This is a genomic window from Pseudomonas sp. 29 (assembly GCF_002754355.1).
Taxonomy (GTDB): domain Bacteria; phylum Pseudomonadota; class Gammaproteobacteria; order Pseudomonadales; family Pseudomonadaceae; genus Aquipseudomonas; species Aquipseudomonas neuropathica.
The window spans coordinates 5065339-5082966 of record NZ_PEEY01000001.1 but is presented as its reverse complement, the minus strand read 5'-3'; the positions used below and the strand labels follow the sequence as shown (position 1 = coordinate 5082966).

The 17628-nt window shown below is 58.9% G+C and carries 14 protein-coding genes; all 14 read right to left on the bottom strand.

The window, feature by feature from the left end; translation table 11 throughout:
* Window position 1 precedes the first annotated feature (1 nt).
* The 14 genes from CLU80_RS23460 to CLU80_RS23395 all read right to left on the bottom strand — a co-directional run bounded on the left by CLU80_RS23460 (window position 2) and on the right by CLU80_RS23395 (window position 17363).
* On the bottom strand, window positions 2-628 hold the full coding sequence (locus tag CLU80_RS23460; protein WP_099758512.1) for a response regulator transcription factor: 627 nt from the start codon (window positions 626-628) through the stop codon (window positions 2-4).
* A 135-nt stretch (window positions 629-763) separates the two neighbouring features.
* Entirely contained in the window at window positions 764-1207 is a 444-nt protein-coding gene (locus CLU80_RS23455) for a chemotaxis protein CheY (protein ID WP_093432006.1), read from the bottom strand.
* Between the two features lie 89 nt (window positions 1208-1296).
* Window positions 1297-2607: an EAL domain-containing response regulator gene (locus CLU80_RS23450; RefSeq protein WP_093432003.1), complete on the bottom strand. Its 1311-nt coding sequence runs from the start codon at window positions 2605-2607 to the stop codon at window positions 1297-1299.
* Window positions 2579-2989, bottom strand: a complete 411-nt coding sequence (locus tag CLU80_RS23445) for a hypothetical protein (RefSeq protein WP_093432000.1) — start codon at window positions 2987-2989, stop codon at window positions 2579-2581. The genes CLU80_RS23450 and CLU80_RS23445 overlap by 29 nt, the downstream gene beginning before the upstream one ends.
* Before the next feature lie 167 nt (window positions 2990-3156).
* Complete coding sequence (locus CLU80_RS23440) at window positions 3157-5322, bottom strand: autotransporter outer membrane beta-barrel domain-containing protein (RefSeq protein ID WP_099758511.1); 2166 nt, start codon at window positions 5320-5322, stop codon at window positions 3157-3159.
* Window positions 5323-5473: 151 nt separating this feature from the next.
* A complete protein-coding gene (locus CLU80_RS23435) occupies window positions 5474-6247 on the bottom strand; it encodes an OmpA family protein (protein WP_099758510.1) in 774 nt (257 codons plus the stop codon).
* 10 nt (window positions 6248-6257) lie between these two features.
* Complete coding sequence (locus CLU80_RS23430) at window positions 6258-6671, bottom strand: DUF4398 domain-containing protein (RefSeq protein ID WP_245398035.1); 414 nt, start codon at window positions 6669-6671, stop codon at window positions 6258-6260.
* A gap of 130 nt (window positions 6672-6801) precedes the next feature.
* The gene (locus tag CLU80_RS23425; RefSeq protein ID WP_286079764.1) at window positions 6802-10437 is read right to left on the bottom strand and encodes a transporter substrate-binding domain-containing protein; all 3636 of its coding nucleotides are present in this window, start codon (window positions 10435-10437) and stop codon (window positions 6802-6804) included.
* Window positions 10438-11064: a response regulator transcription factor gene (locus CLU80_RS23420; protein WP_093431991.1), complete on the bottom strand. Its 627-nt coding sequence runs from the start codon at window positions 11062-11064 to the stop codon at window positions 10438-10440. It abuts the gene before it with no gap.
* Window positions 11065-11214: 150 nt separating this feature from the next.
* Window positions 11215-12402, bottom strand: a complete 1188-nt coding sequence (locus CLU80_RS23415) for an EAL domain-containing response regulator (protein WP_093431988.1) — start codon at window positions 12400-12402, stop codon at window positions 11215-11217.
* Between the two features lie 115 nt (window positions 12403-12517).
* A complete protein-coding gene (locus CLU80_RS23410) occupies window positions 12518-13540 on the bottom strand; it encodes a fimbrial protein (protein WP_225919927.1) in 1023 nt (340 codons plus the stop codon).
* On the bottom strand, window positions 13537-14271 hold the full coding sequence (locus CLU80_RS23405) for a fimbrial biogenesis chaperone (RefSeq protein WP_093431982.1): 735 nt from the start codon (window positions 14269-14271) through the stop codon (window positions 13537-13539). The genes CLU80_RS23410 and CLU80_RS23405 overlap by 4 nt, the downstream gene beginning before the upstream one ends.
* A gap of 29 nt (window positions 14272-14300) precedes the next feature.
* Window positions 14301-16682, bottom strand: a complete 2382-nt coding sequence (locus CLU80_RS23400) for a fimbria/pilus outer membrane usher protein (RefSeq protein WP_245398032.1) — start codon at window positions 16680-16682, stop codon at window positions 14301-14303.
* A 147-nt stretch (window positions 16683-16829) separates the two neighbouring features.
* A complete protein-coding gene (locus CLU80_RS23395; protein WP_095047684.1) occupies window positions 16830-17363 on the bottom strand; it encodes a fimbrial protein in 534 nt (177 codons plus the stop codon).
* Between the last annotated feature and the right edge of the window lie 265 nt (window positions 17364-17628).

The window sequence follows — 17628 nt, the reverse complement described above, 5'->3', positions numbered from 1 at the left end:
CTCAGATCACATGATTGCGCTTGGCGAAATCGCGCAAGTGTACTGCTGAGTTCACCCCGAGTTTTTTCATCAGACGGGTCTTATAGGTGCTGACGGTTTTGTGACTCAGGTGCATGTCCTCAGCAATCGCTTTGTTGGACTTGCCCCGCCCCAGTTGCGCGAAAATGCTCAACTCACGGTCGGAGAGCTGCTCGATCATCTGTTTTTCCGTGATCTGTACGGCATTCAGCGTACTGAAATGATCCGGGAGCGCAGAGAAAAAGGTATGCCCCGACACCACCGCCCGGATGGCATTGCGCAACTGCTCCAGCTGATTGGTTTTGGTCACGTAGGCCATGGCCCCAGCGCGCACACAGCGTTCCTGATAGAACATCGGCTCGTGTGTACTGAACACCAGCACTCGGCAATGAAGATCATTGGCCTTGATCCGGGCCAGCACCTCCAGCCCGCCGAGCACTGGCAAATTCAGGTCGAGGATCACCAATTGAGGCTTGTGTTCACGAATAAGCGAGATCACCTCGTTGCCTTCGGACGCCTCGTATATCTGCTTGAATCCTTCGGCTTGCAACACGATCCGGATGGCGGCACGCACCACCGGATGATCGTCGACGATCAGCGCTAACTTCATGGCCACTCCCGGTGCAAAGGCTGACGGGCAGGCCACCGATGGGGGCTGATCCAGACTCAGTGGCTGCACAGGGACTGTTGCATGGAACGGGGAGCAAAGCACCTGTCAGGTCTGACAGTTGCGGCCGGAGACTTTTTATGCATGCGCAACGTACTGCATCAGCGGGTGTGGCTTGTGAGCGACCGGTTTACCTGGCTTTGCGGGCACATCGACCAGCGCCATCAACTGACTGATCGACTGCTTTGAAGGCAACATCAAATGACTGATCTGCACATTCTCCTGAGCGAACCCCGAGGTCTGTTGCAACGGCGCCGTGCCTTCGTTGTAGATCAACGCCTGACGAATCTGCGGGTTATCAAGGAAAAACCCCAGCAGATCCAGCGAACGCGCCGCCAGCTCGGCATTGATGACCACCACATCGAACGGCTCACAACCGTAGTCCACCAGCGTCAACAGTTCAGTGAGGCTTTGCACCGGGGCCACGCGGTAGTAATCGAGGCTGTTGAACAGACGCTCGATTTTCATCCGGTGGAAATGCTGCGAGTCTGCAATCAGGATGCGCAGGGCTTTATTGATCATGTTCAATCTCCCGGTGTCACGGTTTCTGGGTGCGGCAAGACTACGCAAGCCACACGACAGGTTCTGTAGGACTTTTCCTAAAAGAAGGTTCACTCATCCGAGTCACGCCGATCACCGTGCTGCTGCAACCAAAGCAACAAATCGGCCCCCGACATCGGCCGCGCATACCAGTAGCCCTGCCCTTGGGAACACCCCAATGCCAACAGTTCACGACGCTGTGCATCGGTCTCGATTCCTTCGATCACCACGCTCATACCGAGGGTTTCTCCCAACGCCAGCGTGCTGCTGATCGCCGCCCGGCATCGCGGTTCGTGCTCAAGATTGCGGATGAATTCGGCGTCGAGCTTGATCTCGTTGAACGGCAACTGACACAAGCGCTGCAAAGATGAGAAGCCGGCGCCGAAGTCATCGATCGATAGACGACAGCCCATCATTCGCAGGCGGACGAGGCTTTCCAGGCTGGTGGCCGGCGCTTCTAGCAGACCGCTTTCGGTCAGTTCGAAAGTCAGGCCTGCACCGCAAGCACCGTGGTGCGCCAGAAGGTTTTTCAACGTGGTCGTGAGCTGCGCATTGGCCAACTGCACAGCGTGCAGATTGAACGCAACATTCAGGAAAACTCCCTGCGCACGGGCACTTCGTTGCACACCCAGCGCCTGATCGATCTGCGCAAACAATAGCTCGTCGAGTAATCCGCAACGCTCCAGCACAGGCATGAACAAAGCGGGCGAAAGGATGCCGTGGGTCGGATGGAGCCAGCGGCATAGCACCTCTACACCACAGACCTCACCGGTCTGCAGGTTGAATTTGGGCTGATACCAGGCCTGCAATTGCTGCTGCGCCAACGCCTGGCGAACCGATGTCTCACTGGCCAGCGTCACGGCAGCGGCCGTGGGTTGCGCCAGAGCAGGCCTGTCGAGGGATTTGCTCAGCAGATTCGCCAGCACTTGCACATGCAAAGGCTTGCCTACATCGCCAAGCAGTTCCAGGCCAAGCAACGCCACCATCTGATGCACCGCACGACGCAGGTCTGCCGACAGCGAACTACTGATGATCACCGACTTGACCTGCCCCGAGGCCCCCACCCGCTGCAGAAACTCCAGCCCGTCCATCCCCTCCATCTGCAAATCGCACAGGGCGACATCGACCGTACCGACTTCCTGCAAGAGCGCCAGCGCCTGAGCTCCGTCACTGGCCTCGAAGATTTCGCGACAACCCAGCGTACGCAGCATGTTGACCGCCACCGAGCGCTGGAACGCATGGTCTTCCAACACCAACACACGCAGCGGCAGAGCAGGCACGGCGATTGAGTCGTCGATGCCGGGAGCATGGTGTGTCGTGGCCAATGGCGTATTCGACTCGCCAGCAGAGGTCTCAACGGTTGTGGGATTGTTCCTGAACATCGAGGTGCTCCAGCAAAGGGCCAAGGGTTTGCCGGTCCGGGGTACGGATCAGCATCAACTGTCGTCGGTGGTTGGCATAAATCGTCTGAGCCTGCGGCTGGCCGCGAACAGTGTCATGAATCACCCCGTGGCGAATCTGTGCATTGCTTGCAAAGAACCGCACCCAATCCACGCCAGTGGCGGCGATCAACCCCGCGTTGATGATCATCAGGTCAAAGTGCTGGAAGGGCTCGCTGGAGTAATGGGTCACGCCCAACAACTCACGAAACGAGTGCACCCGCGTCAGTTCGCGACAGCCCAGTTCTTTAAAGGTCTTGCCGATTCGGGCGTGCAACGCAGGCTCCTCGTCGGCAATCAGAATTCGCCAGCTTTTGTAGGACATTGGTTTCGACAGAGGTAGAAAAGGTCGCCGCTCGCGGCGTAAGAGGCGACACACTAGGCAAAACAGTCGTCAAAGCATGTAGGACGAGTCTGAAAAAATACCAAGAAATCTCCGACGCCCTTTGAAGAACAACGCCACGTCGGAAGGATCCGACGTGGCAACCCGCCTCACCAAAGGTAGCGATACCCCAGGCTCACTCCGAATGGCTGTTCGATGCCATTGCCCTTGGCGTACTCGGCATCCAGCGAGATCTTGCTTTTTTCACTGACCTGCAATACGCCGCCGAAGCCGAGTTCGACGCGGTTGCCCGGCAGCTCGGCATCGAGTTTGTTGCCATTGACGCTGACCTTGCTGCTGCCGGCATGCTCGGTGATGTACGAGGCTTTGACATACGGTTGGGCCTTCATGCCATTGCTCAGCTCCAGGCTGCGACCGAACAGCGAACCGACACGGCTTTGCAGTGAATCCAGATCATCGGACTTGACGCGCAGGCCGTTGCTGGCGGTGTAACTGGCCCCTTGGGTGCGGGTCGCAGTGATTTCCAGTTGCGGCTCGACGAACCAGCCATCCTTCAGATTGATGCGCTTGCCAACCTCGATATCAGCACCGACACCATTAGTGCTGTAGGAACCTTTTACCGCTTGCCCCAGATTGTTCGGCGTTTTGATGTCCGTATCGAAACGGCTGTACTTCAAGACGCTGTCAACGTAGACGCCATTGTCATTGAGGTAGGTGGCGTAAATGCCGAACATGCGGCTGTCGATATCGCCCGACGCCCCTTCACCGAAATCCAGATCGGAACGCGCAGTACCGACCATGCCACCGACATAAATCTTGCCGCTGTCCACTGCGAAAGCCTTGTCGGCACCGATTTCCAGACCGCTGACGTCCTGGGAGTAGGCGCGGCTGGAATGCTCGCTGACATCGAAACGCTTGCCGATGGCGCGGGTCCAGAGCCCCCCGTCATCCTCGCCCATGCGCAACTCGCCGAGGCGCTTGACCAGAGCGTTCATCTGCGCGTTCCACAGGCTGGCGCCGGCGGTGTGTGCGGCAATGGCGGCGTTGGCCCCTTTGGAGAGGTTTTCCGGCGCCGGGTCGATCGGGCGCGGCGGTGGCGTCACAGGGCCCACCGGATCCACGGGATTGACCGGATCAACTGGCGTGACCGGATCCACCGGATTGCCAGGGTCCACAGGCGTCTCCGGGTCGACCGGTATTGCTCCCCCGCTGCCCAGTACCCAGTCATCACCCTGTTGGTGCAAGGTATAACGGAACGCACCGGCATCGACGTGGCCGCCATACAGGGCGAATTTTGCGCTGCCACCATTGGTATCGACCAACAGCAAGCGGCCATCGGAGGTCGTTGGTTCATGTCCGGTATCGCCGACGATCAGCGTGTGATCGCCGCTGGCCTGGCCTGCGCCTTGCACCACCAGCAAATCATTCTGCTGATTGGCGATGTCGCTGTTCATCAACACACTGCCACTGCCGGACAGAGCACCGACCGTGAAGGTCTTGAAAGTGCCATCGCTGCTCGGGGCGAAGGCCAGGCGACCACCGTTGAGGGTCAGTGAGTCAACGGTCTTCACCGCGTTTTCCATAATGTTGACGGTACCGCCCGTTTGGGCGACCAACCCGTTGGCCTGAGCGTCGGCATACAGATTGACCTGCCCGCCATTGCGGACCGTGCTGTTGTTGGCCGTGCCGCGGCCATAGACGTTTTGCACACCACCGTCGATGAGCGTATCGGTGGCGATCGCACCGCCGAACGTGGTGGTCGTCAAACGCTGCTCACCGCCACTGAGAATCCGACTGCCCTGGGATCTGCCCAGATCCGTGAGAATCTGCACTCCACCCTCGTTGACCTGGGTATCCACCGCCGTTGCGGTTAGCTGAACAGTCTGGATCCCGCCCTGATTGATCACCGTACGATTGGCAACACTGTTGGAGGTCTGTACGGTTTGCGATCCGCCATTGAGCACGGTGTCGTTGGCAATGCCGGAGGTCGAGACCAACTGCGAGCCCGTGGCACCCACCACCGTGCGGTTGGCAACGCCGCTCTGCACCTGTTGACTACCGAGTACCGTCGCGTCATTCGACACGCCATCGCGGAACACCGCCTGGGTGCCCGTCAACTCAATCAAGGTGTTGTTGGCGGTGCCGTTATCGCCAACGCTCTGCTGGCCACCGATAACGGTTTCGCCATCGACCACAGCGCCATTGTTGACGGTTGCAGTGAAGGCTTGCGCATGCATCGGCATCAACATGACGACGGCCAGAGCCAGGGGTGACAGGGTCAGTGCAGGACAGGTTTTTGCCGGGACAGTCTTCATGCTTCGTACCTCAGTGATGAGGTAGCGAATTTAGAGATCGAGGGAGAAAAAAAGAGCAGGAAATTTCCCTTTTTTTGTAGGAAATTTCCTGCTCTCGTCACACTTGAATAGCCGCTCAGCCATTGCGGGTGAGTGGCTGGCTCCCTGGGAGTCAGTTACGCGCGTTCACGGCTGCGGCGCCGTTCGACACAATCACTTCGACCCGACGGTTCTGCTGCCGACCGGCCGCATTACCGTTATCGGCCACCGCATACTCTTCGCCGTAACCCTGGGTAAAGATGCGCTGGGGATCGACACCCAGCTTCGTCAGCGCCCGAGCCACCGAGGCGGCGCGACGCTCGGACAGTCGCTGGTTGGTCCCTTCGCTGCCAACATCATCGGTGAAACCCTCAACCCGCACCTTGCGCTCCGGGTTGTCGTTGAGGAAGTCGGCCAACTGCTGAAACTGCCGCTGGCTGCCGTATTTCAGGTCAGCCTTGCCGGTGTCGAACAACACGTCACCAAAGGTCACGACCTGACCACGATCGGTCTGTTTTGCCTTCATCGCTTGCAACGCTTTCAACTGCTGGGTGCGCACATCAAGTTGCACCTGCGTGCGCTCGGCATCGATTTTTTTCAGCCCGGCTTCCGCCTGGCGGCCGGCAATGGTCTGCTCGGCCAGGGCGATTTTCTGGCTGGCCAGGTAGGCCAATTGATCGACTTGCGGTGCCTGGCGGTTCTTCTGCGACGCCTGGTCGGCCGCGTTCAACGCCGTAAAGGCAGACTTGGTTTCAATGGCTGCGAGGGTGTTGGCTTCCGGCTTGTTTTGCAGCGCCGCGAACTGTTCGCGGGCTTGCAGCAGTTGCGGGTTTTCAGGCGGCGTGGCGCAACCGGCCAGTGTCAGAGCGATCAGCGAAGCGATGGGCAACAGTTTGAAATTCGACATGAACAAGTCCTTATTGAGCGCTGGCTGGCGGATTGAAACCGGTGACCGGGTCTTGCAGCATTTCCTGCTTGAGCACCTCAATGCCATTGCGCGCGTCAGCCAGTTGTTTCTGCCATTTCACAGCGCGTGATTTACGTTCGGCGAGGTTGGCATCGGCTTCGATCTGTTCGGCCAACAACTTGGCTTGCGGGTAGTTTTTCTCACCGAGGGCGCGTTCCATCTGGAACATCTTGTCTTGCGCTGCCTTCATTTCCAAAGGTGCGTATTGGGTTGCTTCGGCCGACACCGCACGGTTGACCGCGTCCTTGGACAAGCTGATCTGTTGCTCTGGCAGCGGCGCGCTGGCGCAGGCACTCAACGCCGCAGCAACGGCCAGTCCACAGACGGCCAATCGTGCACGGGAAGACATACGTGGAAGGGTCATCAACAGCTCCAAATGTTAACCAGTGAAGTGAGCTCGGCTGTATGCCGAGACCACCGCACGTTAGCGACAGAGAGCCAGTGACGAATGTAGGAAAATTCGCAAGAAACACAGGGAAACTGGAAATAGTTTGTTACGCCAGGCGCTCGTCCAGTTGCTCCGCCAAACGCTCCATCGATTGCTGCAAGGCATCCACCGCTTCGGTCAGAACCTGCGTGTCGAGACCTTCGCTGGCAACCTCCAGCGCTTCACAAGCCTGGATCAGTGAGTGCGCCTTGATAATGCGTGCGCCACCCTTGACCCGGTGGGCCAGATTGGCGAGCCCGGGCATGTCGTGCTGGGTAAACAGGCGCATCAGTTTGGCCATGTCCTGCGCATTGCTCGTGGCCAGATCGCTCAACAGACTGTTGATCGACGCGCGGTCGCCACGGGTCAATTGTTCGAGGCTGCTCAGATCGATGTCACCGGTGCCGACATCGCCGGGCTCGTCTTCAGTCGGTGAACGAGGCCGTGGAACGACTGCGGCCAGACGCAGATTCAGATCCCTGAGGCTGATCGGTTTGAACAGGCAATCGTCCATGCCGGCCTCGGCGCAACGATCCTTCTCCTCGGCCAGCGCATTGGCGGTAAACCCCAACACCAGGCTGCGCGCCAATCCTCGCGTCGCCTCTTCATCGCGGATCGCCCGGGCCAGTTCGTAACCATTCATGATCGGCATGTTGCAGTCGGTGATGACCACGTCGAACGTCTGGTTGCGCCAGGCACGCAGGCCATGGGCGCCGTCCTCGGCATCCGTCACCCGGTGGCCCAGATAACTCAACTGCTGCGACAGCAGCAGACGGTTGGCCGGGTAGTCGTCGATCACCAGAATATTCAGACAGTGGCTGGCCTGCAGTGCCACGTTTTCCTCGACCGGCGCGGCGTCCAGAGGATCGAGTGTCGGTAGATTCAACCGCACCTCGATCTGCGTGCCCTGCCCCAATTCGCTGGTCAGCGCGAGGCTGCCGCCCATCATTTCGCACAAGGTGCGACTGATCATCAGCCCCAGCCCGGAGCCGCCCTGGACCGACTGACCATGGTTGGCAGCCTGGGAAAACGGCGTGAACAATTGCGCCTGATCCACAAGCGAGATGCCGCGTCCACTGTCGGTTACGCGCAAGCAAAGGCGCAGTCGATCATCACTGCCGGTCTCGACCTGCACGCTCAATACCACCTTGCCCACATCGGTGAACTTGATCGCATTGCTCAACAGGTTCGACAACACTTGCTTGAAACGCAGCGGATCGATCAACACGTCGACGTTGCTCAGGGCGTCCAGATCCAGTTGCAGACGCAACTGTTTCTGGCGCGCCAGGCCTTCAAAAATGCGCGCAACCGATTCAATCAGTTCACGCAGATTGGCGCGCTCCGGCGCCAGCGACAGGCGCCCGGACTCGATCCGTGCAATATCGAGAATGTCGCCAATCAGGTCCAGCAAGCCCCGCGCTGCGCCCGAGGCCACTTCAACGGCAAAGCGATCCAGCACACCTTGATCGGCCTTTTTCAGCGCCAGTTCGAGCATGCCGATGATGGCGTTCATCGGCGTCCGAATTTCATGGCTCATGGTTGCCAGGAACGTGGTTTTGGCGCGGTTGGCGTCATCGGCAACATCTTTGGCGATTTGCAGTTCCTGCAACAGATGCTGACGCTCGCTGACATCGATCCAGCCAGCGATCATGCCGTTGACTGCACCGTCGCTGCCACGATACGGCAGCATCCAGTGGTAGATGGTCAGCGCGCGGCCGTCCGCCAGATTCAGGCTACGGTCCTGGATGCTCGGCAAGCCGTCCTCCATCACCCGTAGATAATCATCCTGAAACGTCTGTGCCTGCTGCATATCGCTGAGCACGCCGTCCGTGACCAACTTGCCGATGACCGCTTCGCGCTCGGTACCAAACACTTGCAGATAACCACTGTTGCAGATCACCAGGCGACCTTCGCGATCGCGCACGTAGATCGGATGCGGCGTGCCGTCGATCAGCACGCGCATGAACTCCATCTGATCGTTCAGCGCGATTTCCGCCTGACGGCGCTTGCGCATCAACAGACGCAGATAGGCGATCCAGCCCAGCGCCACCAACAGCAACACGCCGGCGATCACGAAGCCCTGGATGATCATCGCGCGATTGCGCAGCCAGTAACTGTCGTCCACCACCACTTCGCTGCGCCAGCGGTTGGTCAACTCGTCCATTTCTTCCGGACTGATGCTCAACAGTGCCTTGTCGAGGATCGAGTACAACTCCAGCGCACCGCGATTGGTGGCCAGTGCGATGCGTGCAGGCTGGGTGCCGACCGTGCTGGTGACCTGCAAAGTGTCGCGGTACTGGCGCGAGATCAAATAGCGCGCGCTGACCAGCGAATTGATCGCGCCGTCGGCCTTGCCCAACGCGACCATCTCCATGGCCTCGGCGGCGTTGCCTGCCGTCACAAGTTGCACCTTGGGGAATTGCTCGATGAGGTACTCGCGCAGAATGTTGCCGCTGATCAGCGCCAGGCGCTTGCCGGCCATCTGATCCAGCGTCATCGGTTCGCCGCCACGGCGAGTGACCAGCACGAACGGGTTGATCAGGTACGGCCGGGTAAAGCGCAATTGACCTTCGCGCTCGGTGCTCGGCGTGAACGCCGCCAGCATGTCGGCCTTGCCGCTGGTCACCTCACCGATCAGGTCGCCCACCGACTCAACACGCTGTATATCGAATTGCAGGCCCGTGCGCAGGCTGATCTTGGCCAGCACATCAGCACTGATGCCGCGAAACTTTCCGGCTTCATCGACAAAGGTCAACGGCAGAAAGTTTTCGTTGATCGCGACTTTGATACGCGGATGGTGATCCAGCCAACGCTGTTCGTTCACGCTGAAATGCAGTCGATGCTGGCCGGGAATGGCCACCCCGCCGACACTCCAGCGGCGCCGGATGCTCATACGCTCTTCCGCAGGAATGACCTTCAACGCCGCATCGAGAATGTGCAACAACCGAGTGTTGTCCCGGGTCACGGCAAAACTGAAGGGCTGGGTTTCCATGCGCGAAAAATCGCTGAGCTGAACGTTGTTGAGGTAGTTCTTCTTGACCAGGTAATTGGAGCTGAGCAGGTCGCCCAGATAGACGTCAGCCTGACCGAACGCCACGGCACCGATCGCCGTCAGTGTCGAGGGATACAGTTGCACGTCGGCTTTTGGGTAAAACGCCTTGACCGTTTCCGGTGGCAGGTAGTGATAGAGCATCGCCACTCGTTTGCCCGCCAGGTCTTCCGGCAGGTTGTGACTCTCATCGATGCGCGTCACCAGGGTCGGGTTATCGTCAGCGTAAGGCGAAGAGATTGCCAGTTCGGGGTCCGCCGCCTCAAAACCGTTAGCAGTGCCGATCATATCGATCTGGCCGTGCTTCAGCGCCGTCAGCAGATCGCCGCGCGAGGCGTAGCGCCGGACCTCGACCGTGACGTGCAGCAATTGTTCGATCAGTTGTGCGTAATCGGCCGTCAGACCTTCGTAATCATTGCCGTTGCCGGTGATCGCAAAAGGCGCGTAATCAGGGCTGCTGTCGCCGAGCAACAGACGCCCCTTGCGGCGCAACCAGCTCCAGTCCGGCTCATCGAGTGGCACGGCATACTCGTCGACATCCGAGCGACCGAGCAATTGCAATGTATCGGGCTGCGTCGCGGCCATGGCCTGCAGCAACGACATTGAGCCGAACAGTGCCAGACCGGCCAGGCAATTTCTGACGAAAATAATCATCTAGAGCAGGTTGTTACGCTTGGCAAAATCGGCGAGGTACACCACCGACTTGACGTTGAGTTTCTCAATCAGCCGCGTCTTGTAAGTGCTGACGGTTTTGTTGCTCAACAGCATGGCTTCGCCGATTTCCTTGTTGCTCAAACCCTTGGCCAGTTGCTGCAGGATCGTCAACTCGCGATCAGACAGACTCTGAATCAATTCCAGATCGGTGGCCTGCGCATCGCTGCGGCGCACCGAGCTGCTGGCCAGATTGGGGAAGAAGGTATAGCCGTCCATCACCACCTTGATGGCTTTGACCAACTCGTCGAGGTCGTTGGTTTTCGACATGTATCCGGCTGCGCCAGCCTTCATGCAGCGCATGGAATAGAACTGTGCCGACTGCGACGTCAGCACGAGGACCTTGCAAGACAGGTTCAGCGCGCGGATACGCGAGATCACCTCCAGGCCGTCGAGCTTGGGCATGGCGATGTCCAGAATGATCAGGTCGGGGGTATGTTCGCGGGCCAGCTGCACAGCATCGGCGCCATTGTCCGCTTCCGCGACGACTTCGAAATGTTCCTGTTTCAACAGCATCTTGACCGCAGAGCGAATGAACGGGTGATCGTCCACGATGATCGCTTTCAACATAAAAACCCCTGTAAGACGTTGATCAACTACTTGGCAACGCCACAAATAACAATGGGACAGCAGTCCAGATGCTCCACGTGCAGAACATACACGAGCACCACAGAATTGTAGGAAAATTCTTGGAAAACACCGCACAGCACCGCACAACGATCAGCGCTCGCCCTCTGGCTTCTCCAGCCATTGCAGCAAGTCATGTCCGTTCATGGGACGGGCCAAGTAATAACCCTGACCCATTTCGCACTCCAGCTCGCGCACATGCTCAAGCACCTTTGGGCTGCTGATGCCTTCGATCACCAGATCCATTCCTAACGAACGAGCCAGCACCCTCGTACTGGCGACCATCGCCCGGTTGCGTTGACGGTCGAGGTGCTGGACAAAACGGCCATCGAGTTTTATCTGGGTGAACGGCAACTGGCACATCAGCTTCAACGAGGAAAACCCGACACCGAAGTCGTCGACCGCTAATCCGCAGCCCAGCAGGCGCAAACGCAACAAGTTCTCCTGCGTGCCGGGCGGGCAATCGAGCAAACCGTTCTCCGCCAGTTCGAGCATCAGAACCGATCCGTTGAACCCGTGCCGCTCCAGCGCCCGTTTGATGTGTTCCACCAGAGCACTATGGGTCAGTTGCGAGGCATGCAGATTGAACGCCAACTGCAAGGCCACACCACGATGACGCAAAATGCCCAGCAGGTTCAGGCCCTGCTCGAGCAACTGTTTGAACATCTGGTCGGTCAAGTCATACGCCAGCACGGCGGAGAGAAAGTCGCAAGGCAACAGCGTCCCGCGCGCAGGATGCTGCCAACGCACCAGCGCTTCCACGCCGATCACCGCACCGCTGTGTAATTGAAACTGCGGCTGAAACCACGCCCGAAACTCACCCAGCGCCAGCCCGCGGCGCACTTCATCTTCGTGGGGCAACTCTTTGCTCGGTGGCGCCAGCACCGGCGGGATCCGCCCGTGTTTATAGCGATACAGCAGGCGGTTCAAGGCACGCAGCTGCACCGGCCGGCTCAGCACTCCGAGCAATTGCAGACCGCCCAGCGAGGCCATTTGCCCCAAGGTGCGCGCCAGCTCCGGGGGGAGTTCACTGCACAGCAACACCGCGCGCACCATACCGCTGTGGCTGGCAACACGGAGGAATTCCAGGCAATCGAGGCCCCGGTCAGTGAGGTCGCAGATCACGATATCGACCCCGCCCTGCAGGTGCATCTGCACCATGGCCTGCTCGGCATCCGGTGCTTGCAACACGTCACGCACGCTCAGGCGTTGCAACATCCTGACCAGCACGTTGCGGGCAAACTCATGATTTTCCAGCACCAGAATACGTGGGGAGGTCATCTTCCTTTAATCACTCAATTGACCCGGGAGACCGGATAGTGGCCTGCGCCAGCAGGGTTGAACGCAGGACTTATCCTGCGTCAATGTAGGAAATTTCCCAGAGGCTAAGGCGTCATCAGTAGTAAACGATCTGCACAACCATGATCGCTTCGAACGGTCCGACTTCGGGATCGCCCAGCGACACCACCGACGCGCTGAACGGCACATCGATATGGCTGACGTCCGCCGGAAAATTCGCCAGAGGGAAAGGCTCGTTGATCTGCACCAGATTGTTGTGGGCATCGCGCACCTGAATGCCGAACTGGCTGCCCGCCGTCGGCAGAATGTTGTAAAGCCCCTGCTGGTTGGCGGTGACAAACGTCGCACCGATGTTGATCGCACTGCTGCACTTCTTTTCCAGCGCGAGGCTGAAGGGCCGGGTCGGATTGGGCGGCGAGAACCCAGTGGTGGTTTTCTGAATCACGCCAAAGTCGACAATGCCCGGCTCCGGCGTCACCGTGACATCGACCGTGCACGCGGTGCCGACAATGTTCTGCAACCCGGAGAGTTGAAAACGGAAGTTGCCCGCCGGGTTGCTCGGCCCGCCATTCAAGCCATAGAGACCGTCGAACTGGAACACGTCGTAGGTGTCTTGCGAGGGACGCTGCAAGGGCAACAATCCGCGTTTGCGGATCACCACCTGAAACGCAATGCTGGGCGTCACCCGTGAACACGCGAGCATGTCAGCGCCGCTGGTCGCGTCCGGGCAACCACGGGATACGAATCCGCTGTTCACGCCCTGGGTCGGGTTGGAACTCCAGTCGCCGTCCCAGGCTGTCACGCCGCGATACACCAGACCGAATTCGATGCCCCACGGGGTGGCATTGAGTCCTGCCGGGTTGCCATAGAAGTAGATCGGATCGTCTTCCCTGAAGTGCAGATCGAAGAGTTTCCAGCAGTCGGCCGGCACCACATGGGTTTTCGAGCGCCAGATGATCGTGCCATCCGGCACGGTGTCCGGCACCGACACCGGGCCAATGTATTCGCTCAGGTAGCTGCCGCCGTCCAGCGACTTGCAGACCATCGCCGAAGCCAACTGCGACGCGCCCAGCAGCACTGCGGCCGCGACCAGCCGGGTCAGCGTGGAGAACAGGCTCACGGTCTCACGCCTTTGCAGACGTTCGCCACGCAGTTGAACAACGTATCGGACTGGCCACCGAAGTCATTCATGTTCGACACCCGCAAGGTGCTGAACGCGGTGTTGCTCAGGGCAAAGCGCGCATTGCCGCGTGGCGCGATCATCACCGTATCGATCGGCATTCTGGTTTTTTCCGGGCCGGCCAGCAGCCCGACCACAGTGATGTGAAACGGTGTCGGGTTATCGACAATCAGCTGTTTCGCTGCCGGGTCGATTTTCAGGTTCAGGCCCAGCGCGAGGTCTTCGCCACGCTCACGCTTCACCGCTGCCGGGCGATAGAACAATTTGATCTTCGACTGCAAGGCGATCTGCATCGAGTTGACGGCCTGGCTCTTCGGCGGAATCTCGCGAATGTTCAAATAGAACACCGACTCGCGGTCCGCCGGCAGGGCCAGTTCGGGCAATTTCACGATACGCAGCACACTGCTTTCGTTCGGCTCGATGCGCTGCAGCGGTGGCAGGACCATGAACGGTGAGGTGACTTTCTGGCCACTCTCGTTTTCGATCCACGACTGCACAATAAATGGCAGCTGCGGGTTTTTGTTGCTGACTGTGACGCTGACCGATGGTGCACTTTCCTCGAACACCAGCCGGGTGCGATCCGGCACCACAGCGGCGCTGGCCAACAGCGGCAGAGCAAGGCCAGCGGCCAGAAACAGACGGTGAGCAGTAAACAAGGCAAAACGAGACATGATGACTCCGGGTTTATTGGAAGACGCGGTTACAGACACTGGGCAGGCTTGGCGATATTGCTCACCACGTCCTCCTCAGGGAGTTTGGCCAGACTGCATTGGCCGGCGTCATCCCAACGCGCTACCAGTTCAGCCCCAACCTTGATGCCCAACAGATAAGTGACGCCCGCCTCGCCGACGATGCCCACCTCCCGGTTGGTGTTCTTGTCCTGCACCGATGCGCCGAAAGGCACCGGTTTACCGTCGTTGCGGGTCAACACGACAAATGCGTTGCGGCCCTGCCCCGTGGCGAAATTGACGTAGCCGATGGCTCCCTCGGTCAGCGCCAGACGCTGGATCGGGTTGGACACTTCGGTGTTGAGCGGCAGTTTTTCGACGTTGACCCGCGCTTCGTAAGCCTGAAACGAGGGCAAGCCATCCATCACCGCATAACCGTCCCGGTTGGTGCGGGTCTGCCCGGTGAAGGCCACGTCCGGTACGCCATCGGTGGACACCAGCAGGCGCGTATCGCCATTGGTGCCATTGCCATGGGCCGAGACCCCATAACGGGTAGCGACCAGTGAGCTGTCGAGTTCGCCGGTGAGCGAGCGATAGGTGCTGCCATCGGTGGAGGCCGACGCATTGGCGCGGTAACTCGAAGCGCGTTTACCGACATAGGCGTTGACGTAGCGGTTGTCGCCAACGCCGCCATACACCTGATAGTTCACGCCTTCGCCGTCGTCATGGCTGTAGCCGACACTGGCGGACGAATCGCCGGAACCCGAGCGCTGCAGGTTACTGGAGGCCATCGAATTGCCCCCCAGTGGCACCGTCACGCCGAGGTAGATCTGCGAGTCATTCTGCCGACTGTTTTGCGTCTGGTAAGCCGACAGGTTTGCGGTGATGTTCTTGACGTTGCCAAGGGAAAAACTGCGCGCCACGGTCATGCCGAAACGATCGGCTGCCGGCGCGTCCCAATAAGTCGAATGGTCGTAGGAAAAACTCGTCGATAACCAGGAAAAATGCTTGGCCAAGGTCACCGAATAACGTTGCTTGCCCGAGTTCATCGCATAGGAATCGGCATCGCCGACAAACTGCGAAAAGTTGGTGAAGGTCTTGTCGGAAAAGCGATAACCCAAAAACCGCAGGTCGGTGCCAATGGCGTCAAAACGCTTGGAATAGTTGATTCTGTAAGAGTTGCCGGCCACGGTTTCGCCGTTCCAGCGCAGCTTCGCCCGAGACGTGGTGACATCACCAGACACTGCGCCGAATACGCCAAGGTCCTTGCCGATACCGATGGCATTCGACTGATAACCCGAGGCCGCCAGCACGCCACCGTAGATCGTCCAGTCCCTTGGCAGACCATAGGCCGCTTCCGAGGCGACAAACTCAGGCTCTGTGCCGCCGTTACCAGTCAGGCGCGGCTGGCCGGCGGAAACCTTGTAACGCAACTCGCCTTCACGGGACAGAAACGGAACTGCAGCGGTGGCTACGGTAAACGTTTGTTCGCTGCCATCCTCTTCGCGCACGGTCACATCCAGTGTGCCTTGCACGCTGCTGTTGAGATCCTGAAGGCTGAACGCGCCCGGGGTCACCGTGGTCGAGTACAACACACGGCCCTGCTGGGACACGGTGACGGTCGCGTTGGTACGCGCCACGCCACTGATCAGCGGCGCATAACCGCGCAGGTTCGGCGGCAACATGCGGTCGTCGCTGCTCAGGGTCGCACCGCGCAAGGCGAAGGTGTCGAACACATCGGAGTTCAGATAGTCCTCACCGACCGACAGCTTCGAACGTATCGATGGCAACGCGCGATAGGCGTACAAGCGGTTCAACTGGAACGCTTCGCCGTGGGGATCATTATTCTGGCTACCTGACTCTTGCCGCGCCTGATAATCGGCGCGGATGCGCCAGGCATCGAGGTTGACCCCGGCCGTGCCATAGCTTTGCAATGAACGCGAATCGCCGGACGGCGTATTGGTTTCGCGGCTGTTGGCGATCACTCGGTAATCAAGCAACGCGCCGTTGAGCCCGTCGCTCCAGGCGGCAGGCGGAATGTAGTTGGGATCGTCATACTCGAACGAGGCCTGCGGCAGGCTGATCGACAGACGTCCAAGGTTTTTCATGTACTTGATCGAGGCATTTTCAATGCCACGCAAATCCACACATTGCCCCTCAGCCAGACGCGGCAGGCTTTTGAGCAACGCAGGCTTGAGACCAAAGGTCGCCACCAGGTCTTCGGGCAGACAGGCGTAACTTTCCTGCGGGTTGGCGCCGCTCTTGAACTCGATCGAACGTGAGCCGAAATAACGCTGATTGACGGTGATATCCAGCAAGTAACGACCGGGCACAGTGTATTGGGCGTGGGCAAACTGTCCGAGACTGATATCGTCGTTTTTATCGATATTCAGGAACTCCGAATTAAACTCCACAGCGTTTGAATAACGCGCACAGGAGATCAACACGCAAGACACGAAAAGTTTTCGGCCGTACACGGGAAATAGCCTTTATCAGAACTTTGACGGAAAAGAAAAAAGGGGTTTTCACCCCTTTTTCTTACAACGTGCGATACCGCGGTATCAGTTGTAGGCCACGGTGAAGTTCGCAACGCTGTCTGCTTCACCGGTGGTGACGGTCGCAGCGGTGGCTTCATACATGGCGGCGAAGGTCACGGTGTTGTTGCCGTTTTGCAGCACAACCGGAGCGACCTGCTCGGTGCCGTTATCGAGCATTTCGCCAGCGCTGGCCTGCAGACGGATGCCGACGTTCTGCGCCAGGCCGGTGGTGGCGAACAGGCCCGGAACCGCTGGATCCTGCACACCGCTGAAGGTGAAGCGGGCGTTCTTCTGGGTGGTGGTGTCGCAGTCGGTCAGGATGATGTCGAACTTGGTCGGCGTCGAACGATCACCGATCGCCTTGAACTGGTTCGATGGCACCTGACCCAGGGAAACGGTCTGGTCCAGAGAGCTGGCGTCGATACCGCAGGCGCCGGATACGATTTCACCAATGAAACGTACGGTGCCAGGGTTGCCGGAAGCCGGCGTCGCAGCATTGGCGAAAGAAGCGAGACCCATGACAACGGTAGCGGCGGTAACAGCGACGATCTTTTTCATTTTTTACATCTCTTGGGATAGTTGTTTATTCGGCCCAGCGGCCTGGCTCCCAATTACTCATCAGCGACAACAGGCTTGTTCGCTGTAGCGAACAACCTTCATCACGGAATCTGCAACGAATGGTTCCCCCCTCTTTCCGGCCATTCCCTGCCGAACTTTCCAGGTATTCATTGCACTTCCGTAATAACGCATCGAGTCATCAGGACGCCGGGCATCTCTGCTCCGGAACAAATAGTGATCGAGACCCAAGGGTGAAAATGTAGGT